Consider the following 21,636-nt stretch of genomic DNA (forward strand, 5'->3'; position numbering starts at 1 on the left):
ATTAACCTTGTCCCTCCTTCACTTGCTTTTGCTTAAATTGTTCTGTGTATGCCATTATTTTTCCAATTCCGTATAAAAGACTACAGAACATCGTGGACACAGCAATCATATTAAAAAATTGTAAATCCCCTAATTGATAAGGAAAATTGAATGTCTTTAAAATAAAAGCTACAAACAACTCACCTTGCAACGCCCCTACATATAATCCCCATATACGTAATAGACGGTCCCTATGTAATAAAACAGATGTATAAACAAGAATACTACTTAACATCCAGGTACGATCTACAACAATCCAAATCGGGTCATAGAGTTCGATTAAAGAAAAGCTTGCATATAGCATCGCGATTATAAGTGCACATAGTAAAGTATAGACCTTTTTCCATACTGAATATGTCGCAATTCCAATAAATGAGATTCCCGCTAACAAAAGGGCGTTTACCGATATTGTAATAGAAGTAAATGAAATTACTGCTTGCGAACAAATAATAAATAATAAAATGACCGCACTAAGCTTAAGTCTAACTGTATCTTTTCTCCAAAAAAACGTCGTAACAATCCAGCTCACCCATGCTAAAAAATAAAAATAACCACCTTCCAAGTGAACACCTCCTATTATTTCCATTATGGGAATTGTTTATGAAAAATAATCATCTTTTATCGCTGCATATTTTTAAAAATAACAGCAACACTTTGTACTAAGGAGGTGGAAACACCATGGGTAAAGATCGTCAAGAAAAGAAATTGAAACAATCAAGGCGCGTAGAATCCGACCGCAGCCAATCATTACAATATCCTGGTGCAACAGGACTCGATACACCGGAGCAAGCACGAAAACAAAATCAGCATTAAAACAAAGAAACAGCCAACATATCATTGGCTGTTTCCTTGTTTTCACATATTAATAACTATATGAATCCATTTTAATTTTCCGACATATAGATTGCTGCTATGCAGAAAAAAAGGAGCTTCCACTCGCTTTCTGACTTTGTTTAAACAGTAAAAGGTGACCGCTTCTATGCATGGCCAGATGCTCTTGCCCACCTAAAAAAAGATGGTTTTATGTCAGGTTTTTAATTTGAATTTATATAGTTTATAATTCCTTGTTCTGTGGCTTTCTTTATTACTTCAACACGGTTAGACACATGAAGCTTTGAATAAATGTTAATAATGTGCGTCTTAACTGTCGAAATAGATATGCACAATTGTTCACCAATCTTCTTATTTGATGCCCCAGTCGCTAGAACTTTCAATACCTCTAATTCTCTATTACTTAACAGAACATTCTCTTTATCATGATCCCCTAACTGTAATAACGTGTATAAGAACTCCCTCTCTCTTTCATTTAAATCTTGCAACCGTTCTTCTTTTAATAACATCAACAATGTTTGAATTTGTTTATCTATTCTTAAGTAAGGTAATAAAATATGATTTTCATAACTATAATGTACCGCTTCTCGTAATAAATTTAAAAGCTCCCGCCTATGCTTTTTCATTTCATTTCCTAAGATAAGAACTTTTAATAATAATGCTTCAATTAATAGTACTTTCATTTTATGTTTTCTTGTAAATTCCGCAACTTCATCAAGTAACTGTAATGATTCTTGTATATGTCCTTTCTGCAATAAAATCTGAGCATATAACAATTTATCTTCAGTTCGTAGTTTCTTTTTTTCTTTCTTTTGTATGTACATCAAAACAAACTGATCTAATTGCTGTACATATTCTCCATCAACATGAATCGCATATTTTAGTAATGAGGATATAAACAGCTCATTTTGATACGCATCAAATGTTTGTAACTTTCGAATTGTTTCGTTCGCTTGCTGTTTATCACCTTTCAGAAATTGAAGTTCCATTAAATTATATAAATAAGGTTTTTCTAATGCAACTTCGTCACCTTGTACATGTTGTAATGCTTTTTCAGCCTTATCTAGTTGTAAACGTTTTAAATAAATACCCGTAATTCCAATATGACAAGTTACTGTGAGAGCTGATAAAAATGGATGTTGTTCAACCACCCGAAAAAGCTGATTATATAACCTCTCACACTCTTTTAAATCTCCTAAATCCTCTTTAATCTGGCATAAAGAACTTAAAATACCTATTTGGACATATAGATTTTTCATTCTCTTCTCAAGTATAGACGCTTTATCAAGCACATATAGTGCATCCTTGATTCGCTCCTGGAACCACAGAAAAAATGATAATTCTACATAAATAATCGCCTTAGTTACATCACTTATATCCATGTCTTCAATTTCACTTATAAATAAAACATCTAATTGTAAATTCCCTTCCTCAATTAAAGCCTTACAAAATTCGAATACCTTCCAAGGATGATGACCACTTCCCCCTTCGTACACGGTATTTAATATTTCTTTGCACTGCTCAAACTCCATATTACAATAATGGTAAAAAATGAGTTGAAACGCCATCTCTTTATTTTGCACAATACACGGTAACGGAATATGTCGTAAATAGGTCCATCCTTGCGGGTTTTGTCCGTGTATTTCAATTTTCCTTAACGCAGCCTCATAATATTGCATCTCTAACAATTGTTTTATACATTCCTCAAAATCACCGCATCGTTCGTATACTTCTGCAGCTCGTAAACGTAACTTCTTTTGTTTCTCCATTTCTAGCTGCTCAAAAGAATGTTGTAAAAACTGTTGAAAAATAGCGTGATAGCGATATATTCCACGCTCTTCATCAAGATTAATTATAAATAAATGTTTTTGAAATAGACGTGTAATGATTTCTTTTGTACCCTGTTTTTCCAATAACTTATTACAAATTTCCTCATTAAAATAACTTAAAATAGATGTTTTTACGAGAAAATCTTTTTCTTCTTCTTCCAAAGCATCTAAAATCTCTTTTGATAAATAGGTAATCATATATTTATTCAGCACTTTCATATGCTGCATACAATCATTGTTATGATAAGATCGTGCAAGCGCAAGTAACTGAAGACCACCAATCCAACCTTCTGCCACCATGTTCATATCATGAATTACCTCATATTTTAGATCCATCTTCAATGTATGTTTAATAAACTGAAAACCTTCGTCTGCTGATAACTTTAGTTCTTCTTCTCCAATTTCTAATAATCTTCCTGAAATGAGAAAATCACCTACATAAAGTTTAGGTTCTTCTCTCGTTAATAAGACAATGCGAACATTTTCTGAGGAATGCTTTAAAAAATATTCCATTGTCTTATTAACATCAACATCCGTTATATAGTGAAAGTCATCAATAATAATCGCAATATCATCTTTTGTACTTAATAGGTTAATCAAAGCTACAATAATACGTTTCATATCATCTTTATGCATAATCATCTGAAATAAAGAAATAATGTCTTCTATTTCTTCAATATATACACGCATACTTTCTAACACATAGTACCAAAAAGAAAATACATTATTATTCTCTTTATCTAGAGTAATCCAGGAAATCGCAAACTCCGAGTTTTCTTTGACAAAAGAAGAGCATATAGTCGTTTTTCCACTACCAGCCGATCCTTTCACAACTACAAGTTTATAATCGCACAATGTTTCTAATTTTTTTAATGATTTTTCTCTACGTACATAATTTTTCCTTGGCGTTGGAGTCATTAATTTTGTAGAAATGATTTGAACTTCTCTCTTCATTTCATCACCTTATTATTTTCTTTATGCATTTTATTTCCATTTTATATGGTTAACATAGAAAATATCAATATCGACCTTCCTGTACTCTTTTTTCACAAATGATGATACTAAGCATAAAGAATAACAAGATAGTAAAACTTATATACGTAATTGCGCCTCCATACTGTGCTAGATTATAGCCATTTTCAACACCATCGATAAACGAAAGATATTGTTTTTGCGGTAAGATTCGTACAAACCAATCTACTATCCCATTCTTGTCTTTTAAAACAAAGAAAGCCCCCGATAAAATAGTAGTAAAAACAATAATGGAAGAAGATAACATCATTGTATTATCCGTAGTTTCTATAATCGTACTCATAAATAAAGAAAAGGATGTCGCAATCATAACAAGGATAGCCAATAGATAACTATATTCTAAAAAACTGAATCCTATATCCATCTGAAACATTACCTTTTCAACTATTAAGATGAGAAAGGTTGGAGCATATACGATAAGAAAGGTAAACAAATACTGCGCAAATAAATAGTTACTAATACGTATAGGAGACGATACAATACGAGTAAAGGTACGATTTTCCTTATCTTCTGTAAAAAAACTCATAAACATAATACTCTCTAATAACACAAACATACACAGATACCCTAAAATATTTGTACCTACCTTTCTCACTTTGTCTTGATGAAACGAACCTATACTTTTTTGTTGAAACGCCATCTCGACTTTTTCTTTAAAATCATCTTCTTTAAGTGTCTTTACTTCTATTTGTCCGTTTTCTTTCGGAATAACTGCTGCATCATATTTTTTCATTACAAATTCGGACATACTTGGAATTTGATTCGTATTTTTAATGTTAAATCCCTCTATTTTTATATGACCCTTTCCTTCTTTTGTTACATATGCAATGTTCCCCTTCATTTCAAACTTGGAAGTAAAAAATATAGCAAGTGATATAGAAATAAACGTAAGAAGAATCGTTAACAGTATATAATTCTTTTTACTAATAGCTCGCCGGATATTATGACGAAAAACAATTAAAATCTCGTTCATACATAATCCTCCACCTTAAATAGAAATTTACAGCCAACTAACCCAAAACAAGTTAACAAAATTAACACACTGCCCGTTGTAAGGAAAAGGCTAAAATCTTGATCATATATGATCTTCATCACACATTCTACAACCCACTTTACCGGTGAAATATATGATATTGTCCGAACCGTATCTCCTAATCCATCAAGAGAAAAGAAAACCCCTCCTGAAATTGCAAAAGCGTTATTTAACAAACTTAATATTTTATTCGTTACTTCCTCACTTTTAAACATACAGCAAAATAACACGCCGATAACCGCTGATAAAAAATTAAATAACAACACGATTATAATGACATAAGCAACATTCTTTCCTCCAAACGTTACACGCAAGCCTATATGAGCCCCATACATAACAAATAGATAGCAAACAGTTGTAAAAGTAAATGTAGCCAATATTTTCGACAAATACAGATAAGAAACACGAATTGGACTATACATAACTCGTAAATTACTATTTTTTAACCTTTTCTCCATAAAACTATTAGAAGCTGTCATTGATACATTCAAGATGCTATATATTAAAATCGTAACACCATAATAATCATAGGAGGTAATCCCACTGTCTCCGTAACTCCCATTACTCAAATAACCAAAAATTAATATAAATAAAATCGGAGAAATTGTATTCGTTAGTAAAAGGACTGGATTCATGACAATATTGACTACATCGCGTTTATATAACACAAAGAAGCTCATTATTTTCACCTTCAATCTCTTAATTTTCTTCCTGTTAACTGTAAAAATACTGTTTCTAAACTCGCACTTTCACTCATAATGTTTTTCACTTTCATTCCTTCATTTACAAGAAGCGTAATAATTTTATCCAAATTTTCCACACCTTTCAATACGACAACTTCTATTACTCCGTCTTTTACTGTTACTTCTTTCATCCCCTCAATTTTAAAAAATCGTTCTTCTACACCTGTTGTTATATGTTCACATTCTATGAAATAACGGTTTTCATCTGCAATATGCTTCTTAAGTTCTTCTTTCGTTCCCTCGGCAATAATTTCACCATGATCCATAATGATAATTCTCGTCGATATCTCTTCCACTTCCTCCATATAATGGGTTGTATAAATAATCGTAGATCCTTGTTCTTGTAAATGTTGAATCGACTGTAAAATATGATTTCGAGATTGCGGATCAATCCCCACTGTCGGTTCATCCATAATAATAACCTTTGGTTTATGCGCAATCGCACATGCTATATTCAGCCTTCTTTTCATTCCACCCGAAAAAGTTTTCGGTTTTTCATTTTTCTTATCAAGCAGTCCAACAAATTGCAACGCTTCATCTACAGATTTCTGTAATTGTGTTCCTTTCAAACCGTAAAGAGCAGCAAAAAACGCTACATTTTGTTCCGCTGATACTTCTTCGTAAATCGCTAAATCCTGCGGCACAATACCGAGGTTGCACTTTACATATCGCGTATGTTTTTTTACATCTTTTCCTTCAAATAAAATTTCTCCCCCGTCGTACTGTAAAATGGTCGACAAAATATGAATAGTCGTACTTTTCCCAGCACCATTTGGACCAAGGAAACATAAAATCTCCCCTTCTCTTACATCGAATGAAATACCATTTAATGCTTTAAAATGTGCGTAACATTTTTCTAACTTTCTTACTTCAATTAACTTTTCCATATCATCAGCTCCTTTCATCTTCATTGTATGGATTTCATAAACAAAAAAAATCAACCGAATGGTTGATTCATTCGGTTGATTTTCATCTCGCTATTCGTGTTCAATAAGACCTCACTAATGGAAGTTTCACTTTACAGTAACCCCATCAAAAATTTCCCTATATAATACATTTCATTTAACGCCTACTATATTTAGCTGTATCAATCCCGCGCTCGTTAAGCCAATGGTATGTATCACCTTTAATAACAAGTGGTACTTGCCTAAGCTCAGCGATTGTTCGTACCCCAAGCGCCGTCATAATAAACTGTAAATCTGTATGTAGTAATTCAATTTCTTCAATTAATTTCTCGATACCTTCTTGCATCAAAATCCGTAAAAAATGGCCGGCAAATGCTGTTGCTGATGCTCCTAACGCTAATGCTTTCGCTACATCAAGTGCTGTTTGAATACCACCTGACGCAATAATAGAGAGAGGTTTTTGTGTAGAGGATACTTCAATTAAGGAAGAAGCAGTCGAAATGCCCCACTCGTTGAAATAGGAAAGTACTCGCTGTCTTCTTTCATTTTCAACCGCCGCAAAGTTTGTACCGCCATATCCACCAATATCTATAATAGAAACCCCAATACTAGCTAAATCTTCTGCTGCCTCTTTACTCATACCAAAACCAACTTCTTTTACAATCACAGGAACAAAAGAATGCTTGACAATTTGTTCAATTCTTTTTAGTGCACCAGTAAAATCACGATCGCCTTCTGGCATTGTCAATTCTTGAATGACATTCAAATGAATTTGTAATGCATTTGCTTCAATCATATCAACAGCTCGCTTCGCTTGTTCTACTGTTGCTTCACTGCCTAAGTTTGCAATAACAATTCCATTCGGATTCACTTTTCTCACGATTTTAAAAGACGCTGCTTCATTAGCGTCTTTTAACGCCGCCATTTGTGAACCGACAGCCATCGCAAGTTGATACTGCTGTGCAGCTTGGGCTAGTTGTTTATTTATATGTAGTGTGTGCTCTCCGCCACCACCAGTCATCGCATTGATAAAAATCGGCGAACTTAAAACAAGTTCGCCGATTTCCATTTGAAATGATATACTTTCGTAACTTATATTCGGTAAGCTTTGATGAACAAAAGAAACGTCACAAAAGCCATGTGTACGAGACTGTCCAGTAGAAAGAGCATACTCAATATGTTCTAATTTACGCTTTGCTCTTACCACACACATCCCTCATTATTTCTTTAAATTTTTTAACTTCTCTCCAATAATATCACCTAATTGGAATGTTGCAGAATCAGAAGTTGGTTCATATTTACTATAATCTTCTGTTACATTATTTTCTTCAAGCGCTTCTTTTATACTTAAAGAAATGCGTTTTTCTTCTAAATGAACTTCTAATACTTTTACTTGCACATCTTGTCCGATGTTTAATACCTCATTCGGATTTTTCACATGACGGTTTGCGATTTGTGACACGTGAACAAGTCCTTCTACACCAGGAAAAATCTCAACGAACGCTCCGAAAGTAACAAGGCGTTTTACTTTCCCATCTAATAAATCGCCTACTTTTACTTGATTTGAAACATTCGACCACGGACCTGGTTGCACCGCTTTCATAGATAAAGAAATACGCTGCGTATCAGCATCAACAGATAACACCTTTACTTTTACAGTTTGTCCCTCTGTTAATACATCAGATGGTTGTTCTACACGATCATGAGAAATTTGAGAAATATGAACTAAACCATCTACACCGCCAACATTTACAAATGCTCCGAAGTCAGTTAAACGTTGAACCGTTCCCTCTACAACATCACCTGCTTGTAAAGAAGAAACTGCTTCTTTTTTCTTCTTGTCTAGCTCTTGCTCTACTACTGCCTTATGAGAAAGAATCACACGATTTTTCTCTCGGTCTAATTCTACAATTTTTACTGCTAATGTTTTTCCTTTATAATCAGTAAAATCTTCTACATAATGCACCTCTACAAGCGAAGCCGGAATAAAGCCACGAACACCAAGGTCAACAACTAGACCTCCGTTAACGATATCTTTAATTGTTACATCAAATACTTCACCTGATGTAAATTGCCCTTGCAATACTTCCCATGCTTTTTCTGCATCTACTGCACGTTTAGACAACACTAAATCATTATCTTCTAATTTAATTACTTTCAATTCAAGAGTTTGTTCTACTTCTACAACATCGCTTGCTTTTTCAATATGAACATTTGCCAATTCACTAATTGGAATCACACCATCAGTTTTGTACCCAACATTTACAAATACTTGCTTTTCTTCAACTTTAGTTACTGTACCTGTAACAACATCACCTACTTGTAATGCCTTTGTGTTTACAACTTCTTCATTCATTTTTTCTACCATGGAAATACCTCCCTACTAAAATGGCAAAGCATCTTTATGTATATACGAAATGGAAACAATGGCTTCCATTTGCATGTATGTAAAATATTTAGAAAATACCCTCTTTTACTAACTTCTAACAAATCGATGAATTTGTCAAGGAAATTGTTTCCTTATTACCACATAGAAACAAAAATAAAGGAAGAGGTTTCCCCCCTTCCTTTATTTTGCGAACGTTGTCGATACAATATCCATAATCTTTTGAACTACTTCTTCAATAGATAAAGAGGTTGTATCTAATTCAATTGCATCCTCAGCTTTTTTTAAAGGAGACACTTCACGTTCAGAATCTAATTTATCACGGCGCGCAATTTCTTCTTTTAGTTGTTCTAAGTTAGAAGGAAATCCTTTTTGTGTGTTTTCTAAATGTCTTCTGTCAGCTCGCTCTTCAACAGAAGCTAGCATAAAAATCTTCACTTCCGCATTCGGCATTACATGCGTCCCAATATCACGACCGTCCATAACAACGCCGCCCTTTTCTGCTAAAGCTTGCTGACGACGTACCATTTCTTCACGTACAAGGCGATGTTTCGCCACAATCGATACACGATTTGTTACTTCTGGTGTGCGAATCACTTCTGATACATCTTTTTCGTTTAAAAAGACAAGCTGTACATTTTCTCCTTGCTGAAATGAAATGTCTATATCCCTAATGATTCCCATTAACTCTTCTTCATTTTCAATATCAATGCCTTGCTCTAATGCTGCATATGTTACAGTACGATACATTGCACCTGTATCAATATAAACATAAGACAATTTTTTAGCAACAATTTTAGCAACCGTGCTTTTCCCTGCAGCTGCCGGGCCATCAATTGCGATGGAAATCCGTTTCTCCATTGTAACACCCCATTTTTTCACTTATAAGAACAGAAGGAAAAGCAGGTATTCCCTGCTTTTCTCAACATTGTTTCTTTTTACATTAACAGGAAGTAAAAATCCGATTGGTTCCATTAACGATCAGCTTTTTCACTAATAACCGTTTCACTTTACCCCGTTTCAAGCCCTCAACTATTGTAGCACACTCTTTCTTAGAAGCAAATGAAAAAACTATTGATTTACCTCTAAAATATTTGTTATAACCCCTTTTGTAACTCCTTCATAATAGACAACTTTCGATACATATTTTGCTATGTTTTCCTCTGTTAAAAGTAGTTGGACAATACACAAACAAAGACATTGTCCAATTAATAACCAAATTAAAATTTTCTCGATTTTTTTCAAAACCTACATCTCCTTTTCTTTATCATCCCACTCTAGCGGACACCTGTTGATGGGCAGTAAGCCCCATTGAGGGAAGTTTCACTTTATTTTCATTGTGATTATCGCTTAGCAGTTTTATACTTTTTCATTGTCGAATCCGATCAAATCATGTTATGTTCTTAATGTATTTGCATTGATTGGAGAGGGGTAAAGGCATTGAAAAAAATTCTTGTTTTACACACAGGTGGAACAATTGCGATGGAAGAAGATAAAGAAACTGGTGTTGTTCAACCAGGTGCGCAAAATCCACTTTTAAAATTCATTCCAAATTTAGAAGAAGATATCGATTTAATTGTTGAAGATGTCTTTCATCTTCCATCTCCTCACATGACACCTAATGAAATGCTGCAATTACAAGTCATGATTGACGAGAAGGTTAAAAACGATAACGTGCAAGGTGTTGTCATTACACACGGAACAGACACACTAGAAGAAACAGCTTATTTTCTTGACTTAACTGTCCAAACCGATGTTCCAATTGTCGTTACAGGAGCAATGCGCTCAAGTAATGAGTTAGGAGCGGATGGCTTATATAACTTTTTGTCAGCAGTAAAAGTTGCGAGTAGTGAAGAGGCAAAAGGAAAAGGCGTTCTTGTCGTATTAAACGATGAAATTCACTGTGCAACGAATGTGACAAAAACACATACAAGTAACGTAGCAACATTCCAAAGTCCACAATACGGACCAATTGGAATGGTAACAAAGCGTGGTGTTGTCTTCCATCACGCATTAGTGCATCATGAAAAATATGCTGTCACACAAATTGCAAAAAATGTTGTCATATTAAAAGCGTATGCTGGTATGGATGAAACATTATTGGCTGCAATTGAGCAATTGCCAGTTGATGGAATCATTATCGAAGCACTCGGACAAGGAAACTTACCACCGCGTACACTTCCTGCTCTGCAACGTTTAATAGATAAAGAGATTCCAGTTGTTCTTGTTTCTCGCTGCTTTAACGGAATTGTCCAAGATGTATATTCTTACGAAGGCGGGGGCAAACAATTGAAAAATATGGGCATTATCTTCACATATGGTTTAAATGCTCAAAAAGCTCGTATTAAGCTACTTGTTGCACTGGAAGTAACAAAAGAACAAGCAGAGATTCAATCTATGTTTAAGCATTAAAATTTGATTGTAACAAAAAACACCTCCGTCTAATCCTTAAGCCTACGAATTAGACGGAGGTGTTTTTCATTTTGTACCCGTTCTTACTAATGTTTCTGTTCTCGAGCTGCAATGAGCTGCGCAATGGCATCCCCATGAAATCGACCATTTTCTATAAAAATTTCATTTGCATTATTACCAGCAGCAATTACACCCGCGATAAAAATTCCTTCCACATTCGTTTCCATCGTTTCTTCGTTATACAGTGGTCTTCCTGTTTCAGAGTCAATTTCCACACCCATTTCTGTTAAAAAACTATGATCTGGATGATAACCTGTCATGGCAAAGACAAAATCATTTGAAACCGTATATTCTTTGGTCCCCACTGTATATGTGACTGCATGTTCTGTAATTTCTTTTATATGTGCACCAAATTCCATTTTTATCGTTTCTTGTCGTACTAACGCTTCAAATTCCGGTAAAATCCACGGTTTAATACTAGGAGAATATACTTGACCTCGATATAAAACTGTCACACGCGCTCCGCACTTTACAAGCTCTAACGCTGCGTCTATACTTGAATTCTTTCCTCCTACAACGATAACGTCTCGATTAAAATAAGGATGCCCTTCTTTGAAATAATGCGTTACTTTTTCTAACTCTTCTCCAGGAATATTCATATAATTAGGGTTGTCATAATATCCTGTTGCGATAACAATATATTTTGCACTGTACTTCTCTCGCTCACCGTCACTCTTTAACGTTTGAACAAAGAAAATATCTTCTTCTTTCCGCACTTCTTCCACTCGTTCAAACGCGTTCACACGTACATGTTTCCGTTTCACTACTTCCCGATAATATGCTAATGCTTGATTCCGAACAGGCTTACGGTTTTCTGTGATAAAGGCTACTCCACCAATTTCTAGTTTTTCACTAGAGGAAAAAAACGTTTGATGTGTTGGGTAATTATAGATTGCATTAACAATATTCCCTTTTTCAATCACAAGTGGATTCATTCCAACATTTTGCATAGCAATCGCTGCCGCTAATCCGCACGGTCCACCGCCGATAATAATTACTGTTTCCTTTTGCATGTAAGGCTCAACTCCTAGTCTTCTACTCTCTCTATCCAAATAAACAAGAAAAAACCTACTTTCAGCAGTAGGCACCTATCTTTATTGTATTCATTTTTCATATATTTGTCATCTATACGATACGTACATGCGATAGACGTCCGCTAAAAATTGTCGAAAAGGTATACCTTGATTATTTAATACGTGTTCCGGATCAATTTTACGAGTAGGATCAAGCTTTTTATGTGAAACAATATCTGTCCTTGGATTCAACCCAAAATTATGACACAAATAGGCATGATACCATGTAAAACGTGTATATGCATCCCAAAAGCTTATATTCCCACCGTAGCAAAGTTCAACGCCAATTGCTGCGCTATTAGCATTGTAACCATATATTTCATTATCTGTTGGAACATTGTACCGAACATGGTAAGCTGCCTCATTAATTGGAATAATCTCGAGTATGGTTGTATCATCAATAAATGTATGAGCTGAAGCTTTCGGTTGCACTTCGTTAAAATAGTCTCGATTCCCAATCGCATTACTGCCCGGATTCCCAGTGTCATGACTGACAATAAAACGAACTTTCGATAGTGGAATGCCCGGCCGAGAGCTTCCATAATTAATGTAATTTCGCTGTATAGGAAACTTCGCCATTCACATCATCTCCGCTCTTATAGAATAATCTTCCTAATCTTATATGTATTCAGATGATGTGTCCCTATCGCAAACATTATTATGAAAACAGAAAATCCATCATATTCGAAACAAATACCATAAATAATAACACACTTACTGCCACCGTATAGAAACCATAAAACCAAATTTCATCTTGCTTCGTTTCTAAACCAAAAAAACGATTCACTGTATGCAAGAAGGAATACTCTTTCACGTTCTTCTGATGTAAATTTCCAACTCTCTCCATTACATGTGTTGGCATCATAAAACGTTGCTGTGCAGTCGTTTTCATTAAAATCTCCCCTTTATAATTAGCAAATGTTTTCCATCAATGAATACCCAATAAACTTTTCCATGTGGAACTTTCACTTTATTTCCGTTTTTCTATCTAAGGAGAGTATAGCACAAACGTTCCGTTAGAACAAGTGTTCTTTTTATTTTTTTTACAAATCCAGGTAACTCATAAGCAATACAACTAATGCGCATATACCTGTGATGAGTGGACCAATAATACATATCCCGAACAACAGAGAAGCAAGCGCTTCCCCTAGCAGCTGAAGAATCGGTATTTTTCCCGTTTGTTTTTCCTCTAACTTCTTTTCTAAATTCATAATTCGTTGTTCTAATTCAACTACTCGTTTCATTAGATCTACTTGCACTTTTCTCCCTCTTTCCCTCATGACTTTTCCATATCGCTTCAACTGACAAAAGTAGAAAAACGAATGAATTTTCCGCTTGACCTTGCAATCTAATTACGACAAAAAACCGCAACTTCCTTTAAGGAAATTGCGGTTTTCATAATCAACAATCGATTTATCCCACATTAACGGGCAGTAAAACCCCCACCTCAAGATTGAGAGAAAATCGAAGAAGATAGGGGGATGAAGAAACCCCCCGCTGATGAAAGTTTCACTTTATACCCAGCCTCTGAAGCGACTTGCTTCGGCCATTTTACGAACCCCAACCATATAAGCTGCTAAACGCATATCCACTTTACGAATTTGCGCTGTTTCGTAAATAGAATTAAACGAGCTTACCATTACTTTTTCTAGACGAGCCTCAACTTCTTCTTCCGTCCAATAGTAACCTTGGTTGTTTTGTACCCACTCAAAGTAAGAAACTGTTACGCCACCAGCACTTGCTAATACGTCTGGAACAAGTAAAATGCCACGTTCAGTTAAAATTTTCGTTGCTTCTAATGTTGTAGGACCGTTTGCTGCTTCTACAACAATTTTTGCTTTAATATTTGCTGCATTTTCTTCTGTAATTTGATTTTCAATGGCAGCTGGTACTAAAATATCACAATCTAGTTCTAATAACTCTTTATTAGAAATTGTATTATTAAACAATTTCGTTACTGTACCGAAGCTATCACGACGGTCTAATAAATAATCAATATCTAGACCATTTGGATCATGAAGTGCACCGTAAGCATCAGAAATCGCAATTACCTTCGCTCCCGCATCATGCATAAACTTCGCTAAGAAGCTACCTGCATTTCCAAATCCTTGTACAACAACACGCGCACCTTTAATATCAATATTGCGCTTTTTCGCTGCCTCACGAATACAAATTGTTACACCTTTTGCAGTCGCTGTTTCACGACCATGAGATCCACCTAAAACAAGTGGCTTCCCTGTAATAAATCCAGGTGAATTAAATTCGTCAATGCGGCTATATTCATCCATCATCCATGCCATAATTTGTGAATTTGTAAATACGTCTGGAGCCGGAATATCTTTTGTTGGCCCTACAATTTGACTAATTGCTCTTACGTAGCCACGGCTTAATCTTTCTAACTCACGGAAAGACATTTCACGTGGATCACAAATGATACCACCTTTACCCCCACCATATGGTAGGTCAACAATACCACATTTTAAGCTCATCCAAATCGAAAGTGCTTTTACTTCATTTTCCGTTACATTCGGATGAAAACGAATACCACCCTTTGTCGGACCAACAGCATCATTATGCTGAGCACGATATCCTGTAAATATTTTAACAGTCCCATCATCCATACGAACTGGAATCTTCACTGTCATCATACGAATTGGTTCTTTAAGTAATTCATATACTTCGTTTGGATAACCCAATTTTTCTAAGGCTTCTTTAATAACAATTTGCGTCGAATTCAACAGTTCAAAATGTTGTTCTCTTTGTTGTGTTTGTGTTTGAGCTCCCTTTTCGGCTACCATAGTAAGTAAACCCCCTGTAATTTCACTTGTTTAGTAAACCTTCATTGCCTAGTATACACTCTTAAAATAGGAATGCAAGAGAAAACGCTAACAAATATATGCAAACCTTTTTTATTTTTGTAAACGTTTTCAATGTTATTATAGTATTTTTGTTGTTTTTAGCAAAGCGAAATACTTAAAAAGCTAATATTTTTTATATAATATAATGTTTAAATACTTTATATAAAGAAAGCCTCAACTATATCACTTAGCTGAGGTTTTCTTTTGCGATAAAGTATTTGTAGATTTGTTTAATTGCTTCATTCGCCATTAGCTCTTTTCCATATTCCATCATTCGATAAATTGTAATTGTAGAAGAACTACCAAACTCTGCTAAAATGGCAATCATATCTTCTTTCAATAACGTAGCTGTTTCTTCTTCTAACCATAAATAAAAACGATCTTGCCACCCATAAAGCCTTCCGCCTGTAACTCCAAGACTATATAAGCGGCCAGCTAAAGCAATTATATCGTCTAATGAAGTAAATTCGTATAATATATGTTCACTCTCATCAAGAGTAACTTGCATTTCAATAAATTCATCTTGAAATTCTTCTTCCGTATCTAACTCTTGATTTTCTTTTGTAACAATAACAACCATGCCTTGTGCTTGTAATGAAAATACTTCCACTGCAATTGGACCATCCGCTTCAAAGCCGAGTTCTTTATTTGCTTCTTGCATCATATCTCGAAATAGTTGTTGTACTTTAGGAGCATTTTTCCATAAATCTTCCTTCGTGAGCCCACGTTCTGACAAATCATCGAACGTTAGAAAGATTTTTATTTTATTATAATTTAAACGTTCCAGCCTCATCCCGTAACCTCCTTACGCAACCGTTGTATCTAATTTTTATTATATGAAACAGAAAATAGATGGTTCTCTTCGAACAACTATTCTGACATTTTTAACCATTCATCCCATTCTTCTGGCGTATCCCCAACAAACAAATTACAAATCTCTTCTTTTTCTTCATTAGAAGCAAACCTAAAAGCAAAACCACTAAGTCCGATAGAAAGATTTTTATATTGTTCATGTAATCTCTTTGCAAGTTGAACACTTGCCATTATATTTTCTTGCATTGTACAAGAAATAAACAAAAATTTAGGATTCACTCGTGTAATTACATCCTGAATGCTGGTTTCTTCTATGCCTGTCCCAATATAGATTGTTGGCAAGCCTTTTCGGCGTAAATATGTTGTAAAAATAAACAATTCGAGTTCATGTAATTCTCCTGGAACGCATATAGAAAGCACCTTCGATGTTCCCGTATTCGTGGGTATACTATAATAAATTGCTCCCATACGTGATTGTAAAAGGGCAATTGCATATTGTTCCTCTGCACTTGTTATTTTTTCATTCAAGCGTTGCTCTCTTAACTTGACCAGTAGTTTTATGAACACATCTGTAATTACTTTATCTATAGAAAAAATGCTAAAAGCCTCGTTCAATAATTCGAGAGCTTGTATTTCATCAAATTTTAACAAAGAATACAAGATATCGTCTACTAAAAGTTCTACTTTATTATATTCTTTTTCTAATAAATTGTGATTTTGTAATTGATTATTTTCTAATAAATTTACTGCTTGTCCAATGGTAAAACCTTGATTCAGTTTATTAATAAGCCATTTAAAAATTTGAACATGTTCTTCTGTATATAAACGATGTCCAGCATCATTACGTTTCGGTGTAATGATTTGATATCGTCTTTCCCAAGCTCGCAATGTTCCTGGATGGATACCAAGCATATTGGAAATTGCTTTAATATTATATTTACCGGTTGAATTTGGCATATATCTTCCCACCTTAAAAAACAACGTCATTCTTCTCTTCGTAATGTAATCAAATGCGTTTGTGCAGGAGCTCGAAACCGTAGTGGTACAAATGTTGTTCCATAACCATTACTTACAAACAAAGTCGTATGTGGATATTCATACATTCCACCTTTCAAAAAACGCGTAGCATGAAACAACCGAATTTGTCCACCGTGCGTATGACCACTTAATATACAAGAAATACGTTCCGTTCCATTTAATTTATATAAAATATCAGGATTGTGGCTCACAAGGATACGAAAGCCCTCTTCTTCGCAATCCGCTAACGCTAAATCTAATCGATCACGCTTCAAACCTACATCATCGACACCTATTAACCATATTTTTTCTCCAAGCTCCGATTCAAATAAAGTCCCTGTATTATCTAAAATTTTTACGCCATTTTGAAGAAGTAACGCGTCTAATTCGTGAAAATCAATTTCATAATCATTATTTCCCCAAACAAAATATACTTGTCCAAGTTCATTTAACCGTTTAATATTATCAGCCACTCGTGATAGAGGTACTCCTCGTTCCGCTAGATCTCCACCTATAATAACAAAATCTACTTTTCCTTTTACTTTCTGTATTAAAGATTGAGATACCGTTCTTCTGTGAATATCTGAAATAAAAAAAATGCGAACTTCTCCAAAACTTATTGGGAAATTCGGAAATGATATGCTGTGCTCTAACAATGTATCACGCATCGCTTCTTTATACATCATAATAAAACAAACAATTACAATACATAAAATGAAACAACCTAACACTATCCATGTCATACACTTTCCCCATCTTTCTTCTTAACAGAATATGACCACATCAACTTATGAAGAGAGAAGAATAATTTCCTGTAAAAATAAGATTGTTACGACTGAGCAGTAAGCCCCCACCTCTCTTCTTCAAATTTTACATAATCATGAGATGGGGGCTTACTGTCCTCAAATAGCAGGATAAAATTTTCTTTTTATTTTTTCTGTTCTGGCCCTGTCTTCTTCGGAATTTTCAACACCTGTCCTGGCTCTAATTCTCCTGCTACCTCATTGTATTTCTTTATAATCGCTATTCCATCTTCGTCCGGAAAATATTTCTTTGCAACCTCTTCCAAGGTTTCGCCTTTTTTTACTGTATGAAACTGAAATGTCTCTGATGAGGATGATTTTGATTCATGATTTGTTTTCTTTTTTGAATCATAAAAAATAACTTCAAATGCACTATGTTCAGAATCAGCACTAGATTTCCCATTTTTCTCCGCAATGTAACGCTCTGTATACCATAAAATCCCAATTGGGAGCAAGATAAATAATACTGTTAAAATTCGAACAAAAAAATGCTTTATTTTAAATTTTGATTTTTTATTTTTTTTGTCTTTATGAACTTCACTACGCGGTGGTAAACCCTCTTTTTCTGTTTGCGTTGACTCTTCTAAATTCTCCTCAAACTCTGTTGTCTGTCTCGTCGTCATCTCGGTCGCCACCATCTTTCGTTTGATTTCTTAATTGTAATCCCATTATGAAATCGACTAAAAAATGCGCAAAAATTGTAATTAATAAATTCCCTGTATATTGAAACACATAACCAAATACGATGCTAATCAGCAATACAAAACAAAATAAAAAAGGCTTGGTAATATAGCGAATATGTAAAACAGCAAATATCACACTCGCGAAAATTAAACCAAAATATGTTTGTATCACACCACGAAATAAAAACTCCTCTGCTGTTCCAATTAAAACAGTAACAGCCAACACTTGAAAAACAGACATGCCTTGAAACATGCGATCATTAATTCCACCATCATCAAACCACGATTCAGGAAAAAGGTTCATTGAAATATAATCCAACAAAACAATACTACAAGCTACTCCTCCACCTATAAAAAAAATAGATAAAAAATCCCAGGACCATAAATTCAAAAATGTATCCATACTCGGAAAGAATGTATACGCTAATAGTATTCCCACACATATAACAATTGCTTGTGTAATATATAAATTCAGTCGGATTTCTTTTGGGCTCATGTCTTCAATACTTTTCTTACGTATATCCATCATTCCTTCCCTCTAAATCCGAAGAGCAATTGTAACTCTGTTTCCCAATTATAGTCGAAAACAGGTTGTCTCGCTTGCTTTTTTTTATAATCTTCCATATGAATCCCACAACAATTACAACAATTTTTCGGATGTATTTCCTTTACATATCCAAATTGGGAAAGAATTGCTTCTCTTTTACAATCTGTTCGCCATATCCATTCTTTCATCGTTTCTAGTTGACCATATTTATTATAAAGCCGCGTTCTTACTTCTGTAATTAATTTCTGCTCAGCCTCATCTGACAAGAATTCAGTCATCAATTGTCTATATTGTATGATTTTCATCTTTTCGAAATGATATCGAATAAATCTCCAGTATTGTTCATTTAACCCCGCTGCATTATAGCAAATTTCTTCTATATCTTCTAACGATAACACTTTCGTTTGCAGGGTTGTTTCTCGCAATAAAGAAAATAAAAAACGAATTTGTTGTTCATTTGGTAATTCTTCTTCAATAATGGAGAGAGGCAAATCATGATCAAGCGGGCTACATAACAAAATAGCAATGCTCGGCTCTCCATCGCGGCCTGCTCGTCCAATTTCTTGTAAATAAGATTCTATATTGATTGGATAATGGAAATGGATAATATACCGTGTATTTTGCTTATTTACTCCCATACCAAACGCACTTGTACAGACAACAATCTGCAGTTGATCGTTCATAAATTGTTGCTGAATTAGCATCCGTTCTTCATGTTCCATTCCCCCGTGATAATATGCAACATCATCAATACCTTCATCTCTTAAGTATGCTGCAAGACGTTCAGTCCAAGCCCGACTTGAACAATAAACGATCCCAGGTCCTTGTAAATATTTCACATAAGATAATAATGCTTCTTTTTTCTCTTGAATCGTTTGTACAAACTCGATTTTCATAGCAATATTAGGACGATCAATCGAATATAAGTGCTGCTTCACATCTTTCAAATGTAAGCTTTCAATAATATCTTGTAATACTTCTTTCGTAGCTGTAGCTGTTAAAGCAAGAACCGGCGGGTTACCCATTAATGCAATAACTTGATCTAGCTTTTTATAATCTGTTCGAAAATCATATCCCCATTGAGAAATACAATGTGCTTCATCCACAACAAATAAAGAAATATGGATTTCCCTTAGTTCTTTTAGCAACACATCTGATTGCAACATTTCAGGAGATACAAAAACAAATTTATAGGAATGCAACCGCCGCATCGCTTCTTTTTTTTCTATTATTGTCCGAAAGCTATTAAGAGCAATAACTTGATTTTTCACTATGTATTTTAATTGTGTAACTTGATCTTCCATTAAAGACAATAATGGTGAAACAATCAGTACTGTTCCATCTTGTATAAGACCCGGCAGCTGATAACAAAGTGATTTTCCGCCTCCAGTTGGCAGCATCGCTACAACAGAGTTTCCCTTTAATAAATCTGCAACGACTTCCTTTTGCCCGGATCGAAACGTTCGGTAGCCAAACCACTGATATAAAATATCTTCAAGTCTCATATAATCCCCCTATTCGAGCTAATACAAGACGAATCTCAAAATAGGAAACATGCTCTCCAGCAGCTTGTTTTAATATTCGCAGCTTCCGTGTCTGTAACTTCTCAATTATGTTCTGTATTTGCTTCATTTTTTCTTTTTCTATAAAATGCTCCACCTGAAATTCTTTCTCACGTAATGCAATTTCTACAATGTGATCTTCAATTGTCGCAACCTTTAATTTCCTTATCCGCGCAATTTCATCTATAGTTCTTCCTTGTTTCCATAATTGATACGTTTTTTGTGTGGATATACTAAATAAATCTGCTTTTTCGTTTGGATACGCAATGATTTCTGTTAACAATGGAAATTGCTGTTTCTGCTGTTGTACTTGTTGAATGATAAAATGAATTGTTCCCCAAAACAAAAGATATACGCGAAGTGTATCTTGCCTCATCATATCGCCAAGCTGGTCTGTTGTATAACCAATACGATGGTATCCCGTGAGACGGTACACCAAAATAGTTGCTTCTAATGAAGTCACATTCATTAATATTACATTTATTTCTTTATATAACTGTTCCGCTAAATATTCTCTTGAAACAGAAGAATTCATAATAAATCGTTTTACCCAAATCGTGATTTCTTTATCTTGTTGAATCGGAATAAATTTCACATTTTGCTGCTTTAAATTTGATACGGTTTGTATAATTAAGGATAATCTTTTCCAAAAACTCTCTCCAAGTTCACCGTAATGCAGACCCTGTAAATGTTTTGGGAAGTAACATATTTTCTCCCATTCATTTAATTGTTTCTCTCCTACATCAGATAAAATGTAAGTATTTTCATGTACACATGTAATAAGTTGTGCGTTTAATAATGTTTCAATCTGCTTATCATAATTATGACGTCTTAAAGATTTATATACACCAAATAAAAAGGAAAGATGAAACATATTCCCATCCTGAAATGTTTGTGAAGAACGCTTTCCTTTTAAAAGGTGATAAATGGAAGAAACTGTTCGTTCACCTTTTAATTGCTTTAAACAGTATAGTACAGTATATTGTAGCTGCAATGCCGCTTCCATCCTT

At 34.6% G+C, this 21,636-nt stretch carries 23 protein-coding genes; 2 read left to right on the forward strand and 21 right to left on the reverse strand.

The window, feature by feature from the left end; genetic code table 11:
* Position 1: 1 nt before the first annotated feature.
* Positions 2-601: a YphA family membrane protein gene (locus H280_RS0102915; RefSeq protein WP_020059615.1), complete on the reverse strand. Its 600-nt coding sequence runs from the start codon at positions 599-601 to the stop codon at positions 2-4.
* A gap of 116 nt (positions 602-717) precedes the next feature.
* Between H280_RS0102915 and H280_RS24630 the strand changes: the two genes are divergently transcribed.
* On the forward strand, positions 718-852 hold the full coding sequence (locus H280_RS24630; RefSeq protein WP_020059616.1) for a YpzI family protein: 135 nt from the start codon (positions 718-720) through the stop codon (positions 850-852).
* 221 nt (positions 853-1,073) lie between these two features.
* On the opposite strand, the gene H280_RS26695 is transcribed toward H280_RS24630, so the two are convergent.
* The 8 genes from H280_RS26695 to H280_RS26015 form a co-directional block, all read right to left on the reverse strand.
* On the reverse strand, positions 1,074-3,653 hold the full coding sequence (locus tag H280_RS26695; protein WP_020059617.1) for a LuxR C-terminal-related transcriptional regulator: 2,580 nt from the start codon (positions 3,651-3,653) through the stop codon (positions 1,074-1,076).
* 64 nt (positions 3,654-3,717) lie between these two features.
* On the reverse strand, positions 3,718-4,704 hold the full coding sequence (locus H280_RS0102930) for an ABC transporter permease (protein ID WP_020059618.1): 987 nt from the start codon (positions 4,702-4,704) through the stop codon (positions 3,718-3,720).
* Entirely contained in the window at positions 4,701-5,444 is a 744-nt protein-coding gene (locus tag H280_RS0102935) for an ABC transporter permease (protein WP_020059619.1), read from the reverse strand. Before H280_RS0102935 ends, H280_RS0102930 begins: the two co-directional genes overlap by 4 nt.
* An 11-nt stretch (positions 5,445-5,455) precedes the next feature.
* Positions 5,456-6,394: an ABC transporter ATP-binding protein gene (locus H280_RS0102940; protein WP_020059620.1), complete on the reverse strand. Its 939-nt coding sequence runs from the start codon at positions 6,392-6,394 to the stop codon at positions 5,456-5,458.
* A gap of 175 nt (positions 6,395-6,569) precedes the next feature.
* On the reverse strand, positions 6,570-7,619 hold the full coding sequence (gene fni, locus H280_RS0102945) for a type 2 isopentenyl-diphosphate Delta-isomerase (RefSeq protein ID WP_020059621.1): 1,050 nt from the start codon (positions 7,617-7,619) through the stop codon (positions 6,570-6,572).
* 12 nt (positions 7,620-7,631) lie between these two features.
* A complete protein-coding gene (gene rpsA, locus H280_RS0102950; protein WP_020059622.1) occupies positions 7,632-8,780 on the reverse strand; it encodes a 30S ribosomal protein S1 in 1,149 nt (382 codons plus the stop codon).
* Positions 8,781-8,981: 201 nt separating this feature from the next.
* Positions 8,982-9,659 carry a (d)CMP kinase gene (cmk, locus tag H280_RS0102955; RefSeq protein WP_020059623.1) on the reverse strand — a complete coding sequence of 226 codons (678 nt, stop codon included), beginning with the start codon at positions 9,657-9,659 and terminating at the stop codon, positions 8,982-8,984.
* Between the two features lie 210 nt (positions 9,660-9,869).
* Positions 9,870-10,043 (reverse strand): DUF5359 family protein, encoded by a 174-nt coding sequence (locus H280_RS26015; protein ID WP_020059624.1) that lies wholly within the window; start codon positions 10,041-10,043, stop codon positions 9,870-9,872.
* Positions 10,044-10,238: 195 nt separating this feature from the next.
* Here H280_RS26015 and H280_RS0102965 point away from each other — a divergent pair, with 195 nt between their 5' ends.
* Entirely contained in the window at positions 10,239-11,210 is a 972-nt protein-coding gene (locus H280_RS0102965; RefSeq protein WP_020059625.1) for an asparaginase, read from the forward strand.
* 86 nt (positions 11,211-11,296) lie between these two features.
* Here H280_RS0102965 and H280_RS0102970 read toward each other — a convergent pair whose 3' ends face one another.
* From H280_RS0102970 to H280_RS0103025, 12 genes are all read right to left on the reverse strand, one after another.
* Positions 11,297-12,283, reverse strand: coding sequence for a YpdA family putative bacillithiol disulfide reductase (locus H280_RS0102970; protein WP_020059626.1), 987 nt, complete (start codon positions 12,281-12,283; stop codon positions 11,297-11,299).
* 108 nt (positions 12,284-12,391) lie between these two features.
* Positions 12,392-12,922: a peptidoglycan recognition protein family protein gene (locus H280_RS0102975; protein ID WP_020059627.1), complete on the reverse strand. Its 531-nt coding sequence runs from the start codon at positions 12,920-12,922 to the stop codon at positions 12,392-12,394.
* 79 nt (positions 12,923-13,001) lie between these two features.
* Entirely contained in the window at positions 13,002-13,235 is a 234-nt protein-coding gene (locus tag H280_RS0102980; RefSeq protein WP_020059628.1) for a DUF3961 domain-containing protein, read from the reverse strand.
* Between the two features lie 151 nt (positions 13,236-13,386).
* On the reverse strand, positions 13,387-13,602 hold the full coding sequence (locus H280_RS0102985) for a hypothetical protein (RefSeq protein ID WP_020059629.1): 216 nt from the start codon (positions 13,600-13,602) through the stop codon (positions 13,387-13,389).
* A gap of 255 nt (positions 13,603-13,857) precedes the next feature.
* Entirely contained in the window at positions 13,858-15,141 is a 1,284-nt protein-coding gene (gene gudB / locus H280_RS0102990) for an NAD-specific glutamate dehydrogenase (protein ID WP_020059630.1), read from the reverse strand.
* 247 nt (positions 15,142-15,388) lie between these two features.
* On the reverse strand, positions 15,389-15,994 hold the full coding sequence (locus tag H280_RS0102995) for a genetic competence negative regulator (RefSeq protein WP_020059631.1): 606 nt from the start codon (positions 15,992-15,994) through the stop codon (positions 15,389-15,391).
* Positions 15,995-16,071: 77 nt separating this feature from the next.
* On the reverse strand, positions 16,072-16,971 hold the full coding sequence (locus tag H280_RS0103000; protein ID WP_020059632.1) for a MerR family transcriptional regulator: 900 nt from the start codon (positions 16,969-16,971) through the stop codon (positions 16,072-16,074).
* Positions 16,972-16,997: 26 nt separating this feature from the next.
* Positions 16,998-17,774, reverse strand: coding sequence for a metallophosphoesterase (locus tag H280_RS0103005; RefSeq protein WP_020059633.1), 777 nt, complete (start codon positions 17,772-17,774; stop codon positions 16,998-17,000).
* Between the two features lie 185 nt (positions 17,775-17,959).
* Complete coding sequence (locus H280_RS0103010) at positions 17,960-18,457, reverse strand: LysM peptidoglycan-binding domain-containing protein (protein WP_020059634.1); 498 nt, start codon at positions 18,455-18,457, stop codon at positions 17,960-17,962.
* Positions 18,429-19,043, reverse strand: coding sequence for a CPBP family intramembrane glutamic endopeptidase (locus H280_RS0103015; RefSeq protein ID WP_020059635.1), 615 nt, complete (start codon positions 19,041-19,043; stop codon positions 18,429-18,431). Before H280_RS0103015 ends, H280_RS0103010 begins: the two co-directional genes overlap by 29 nt.
* Complete coding sequence (locus H280_RS0103020) at positions 19,043-20,569, reverse strand: RecQ family ATP-dependent DNA helicase (protein WP_020059636.1); 1,527 nt, start codon at positions 20,567-20,569, stop codon at positions 19,043-19,045. Before H280_RS0103020 ends, H280_RS0103015 begins: the two co-directional genes overlap by 1 nt.
* Positions 20,559-21,632, reverse strand: a complete 1,074-nt coding sequence (locus H280_RS0103025) for a helix-turn-helix domain-containing protein (RefSeq protein ID WP_020059637.1) — start codon at positions 21,630-21,632, stop codon at positions 20,559-20,561. Before H280_RS0103025 ends, H280_RS0103020 begins: the two co-directional genes overlap by 11 nt.
* Between the last annotated feature and the right edge of the window lie 4 nt (positions 21,633-21,636).

Origin of the sequence: Bacillus sp. 123MFChir2, from assembly GCF_000383235.1 — a bacterium.
In the GTDB taxonomy this organism is placed as follows: Bacteria; Bacillota; Bacilli; order Bacillales; family Bacillaceae_G; genus Bacillus_A.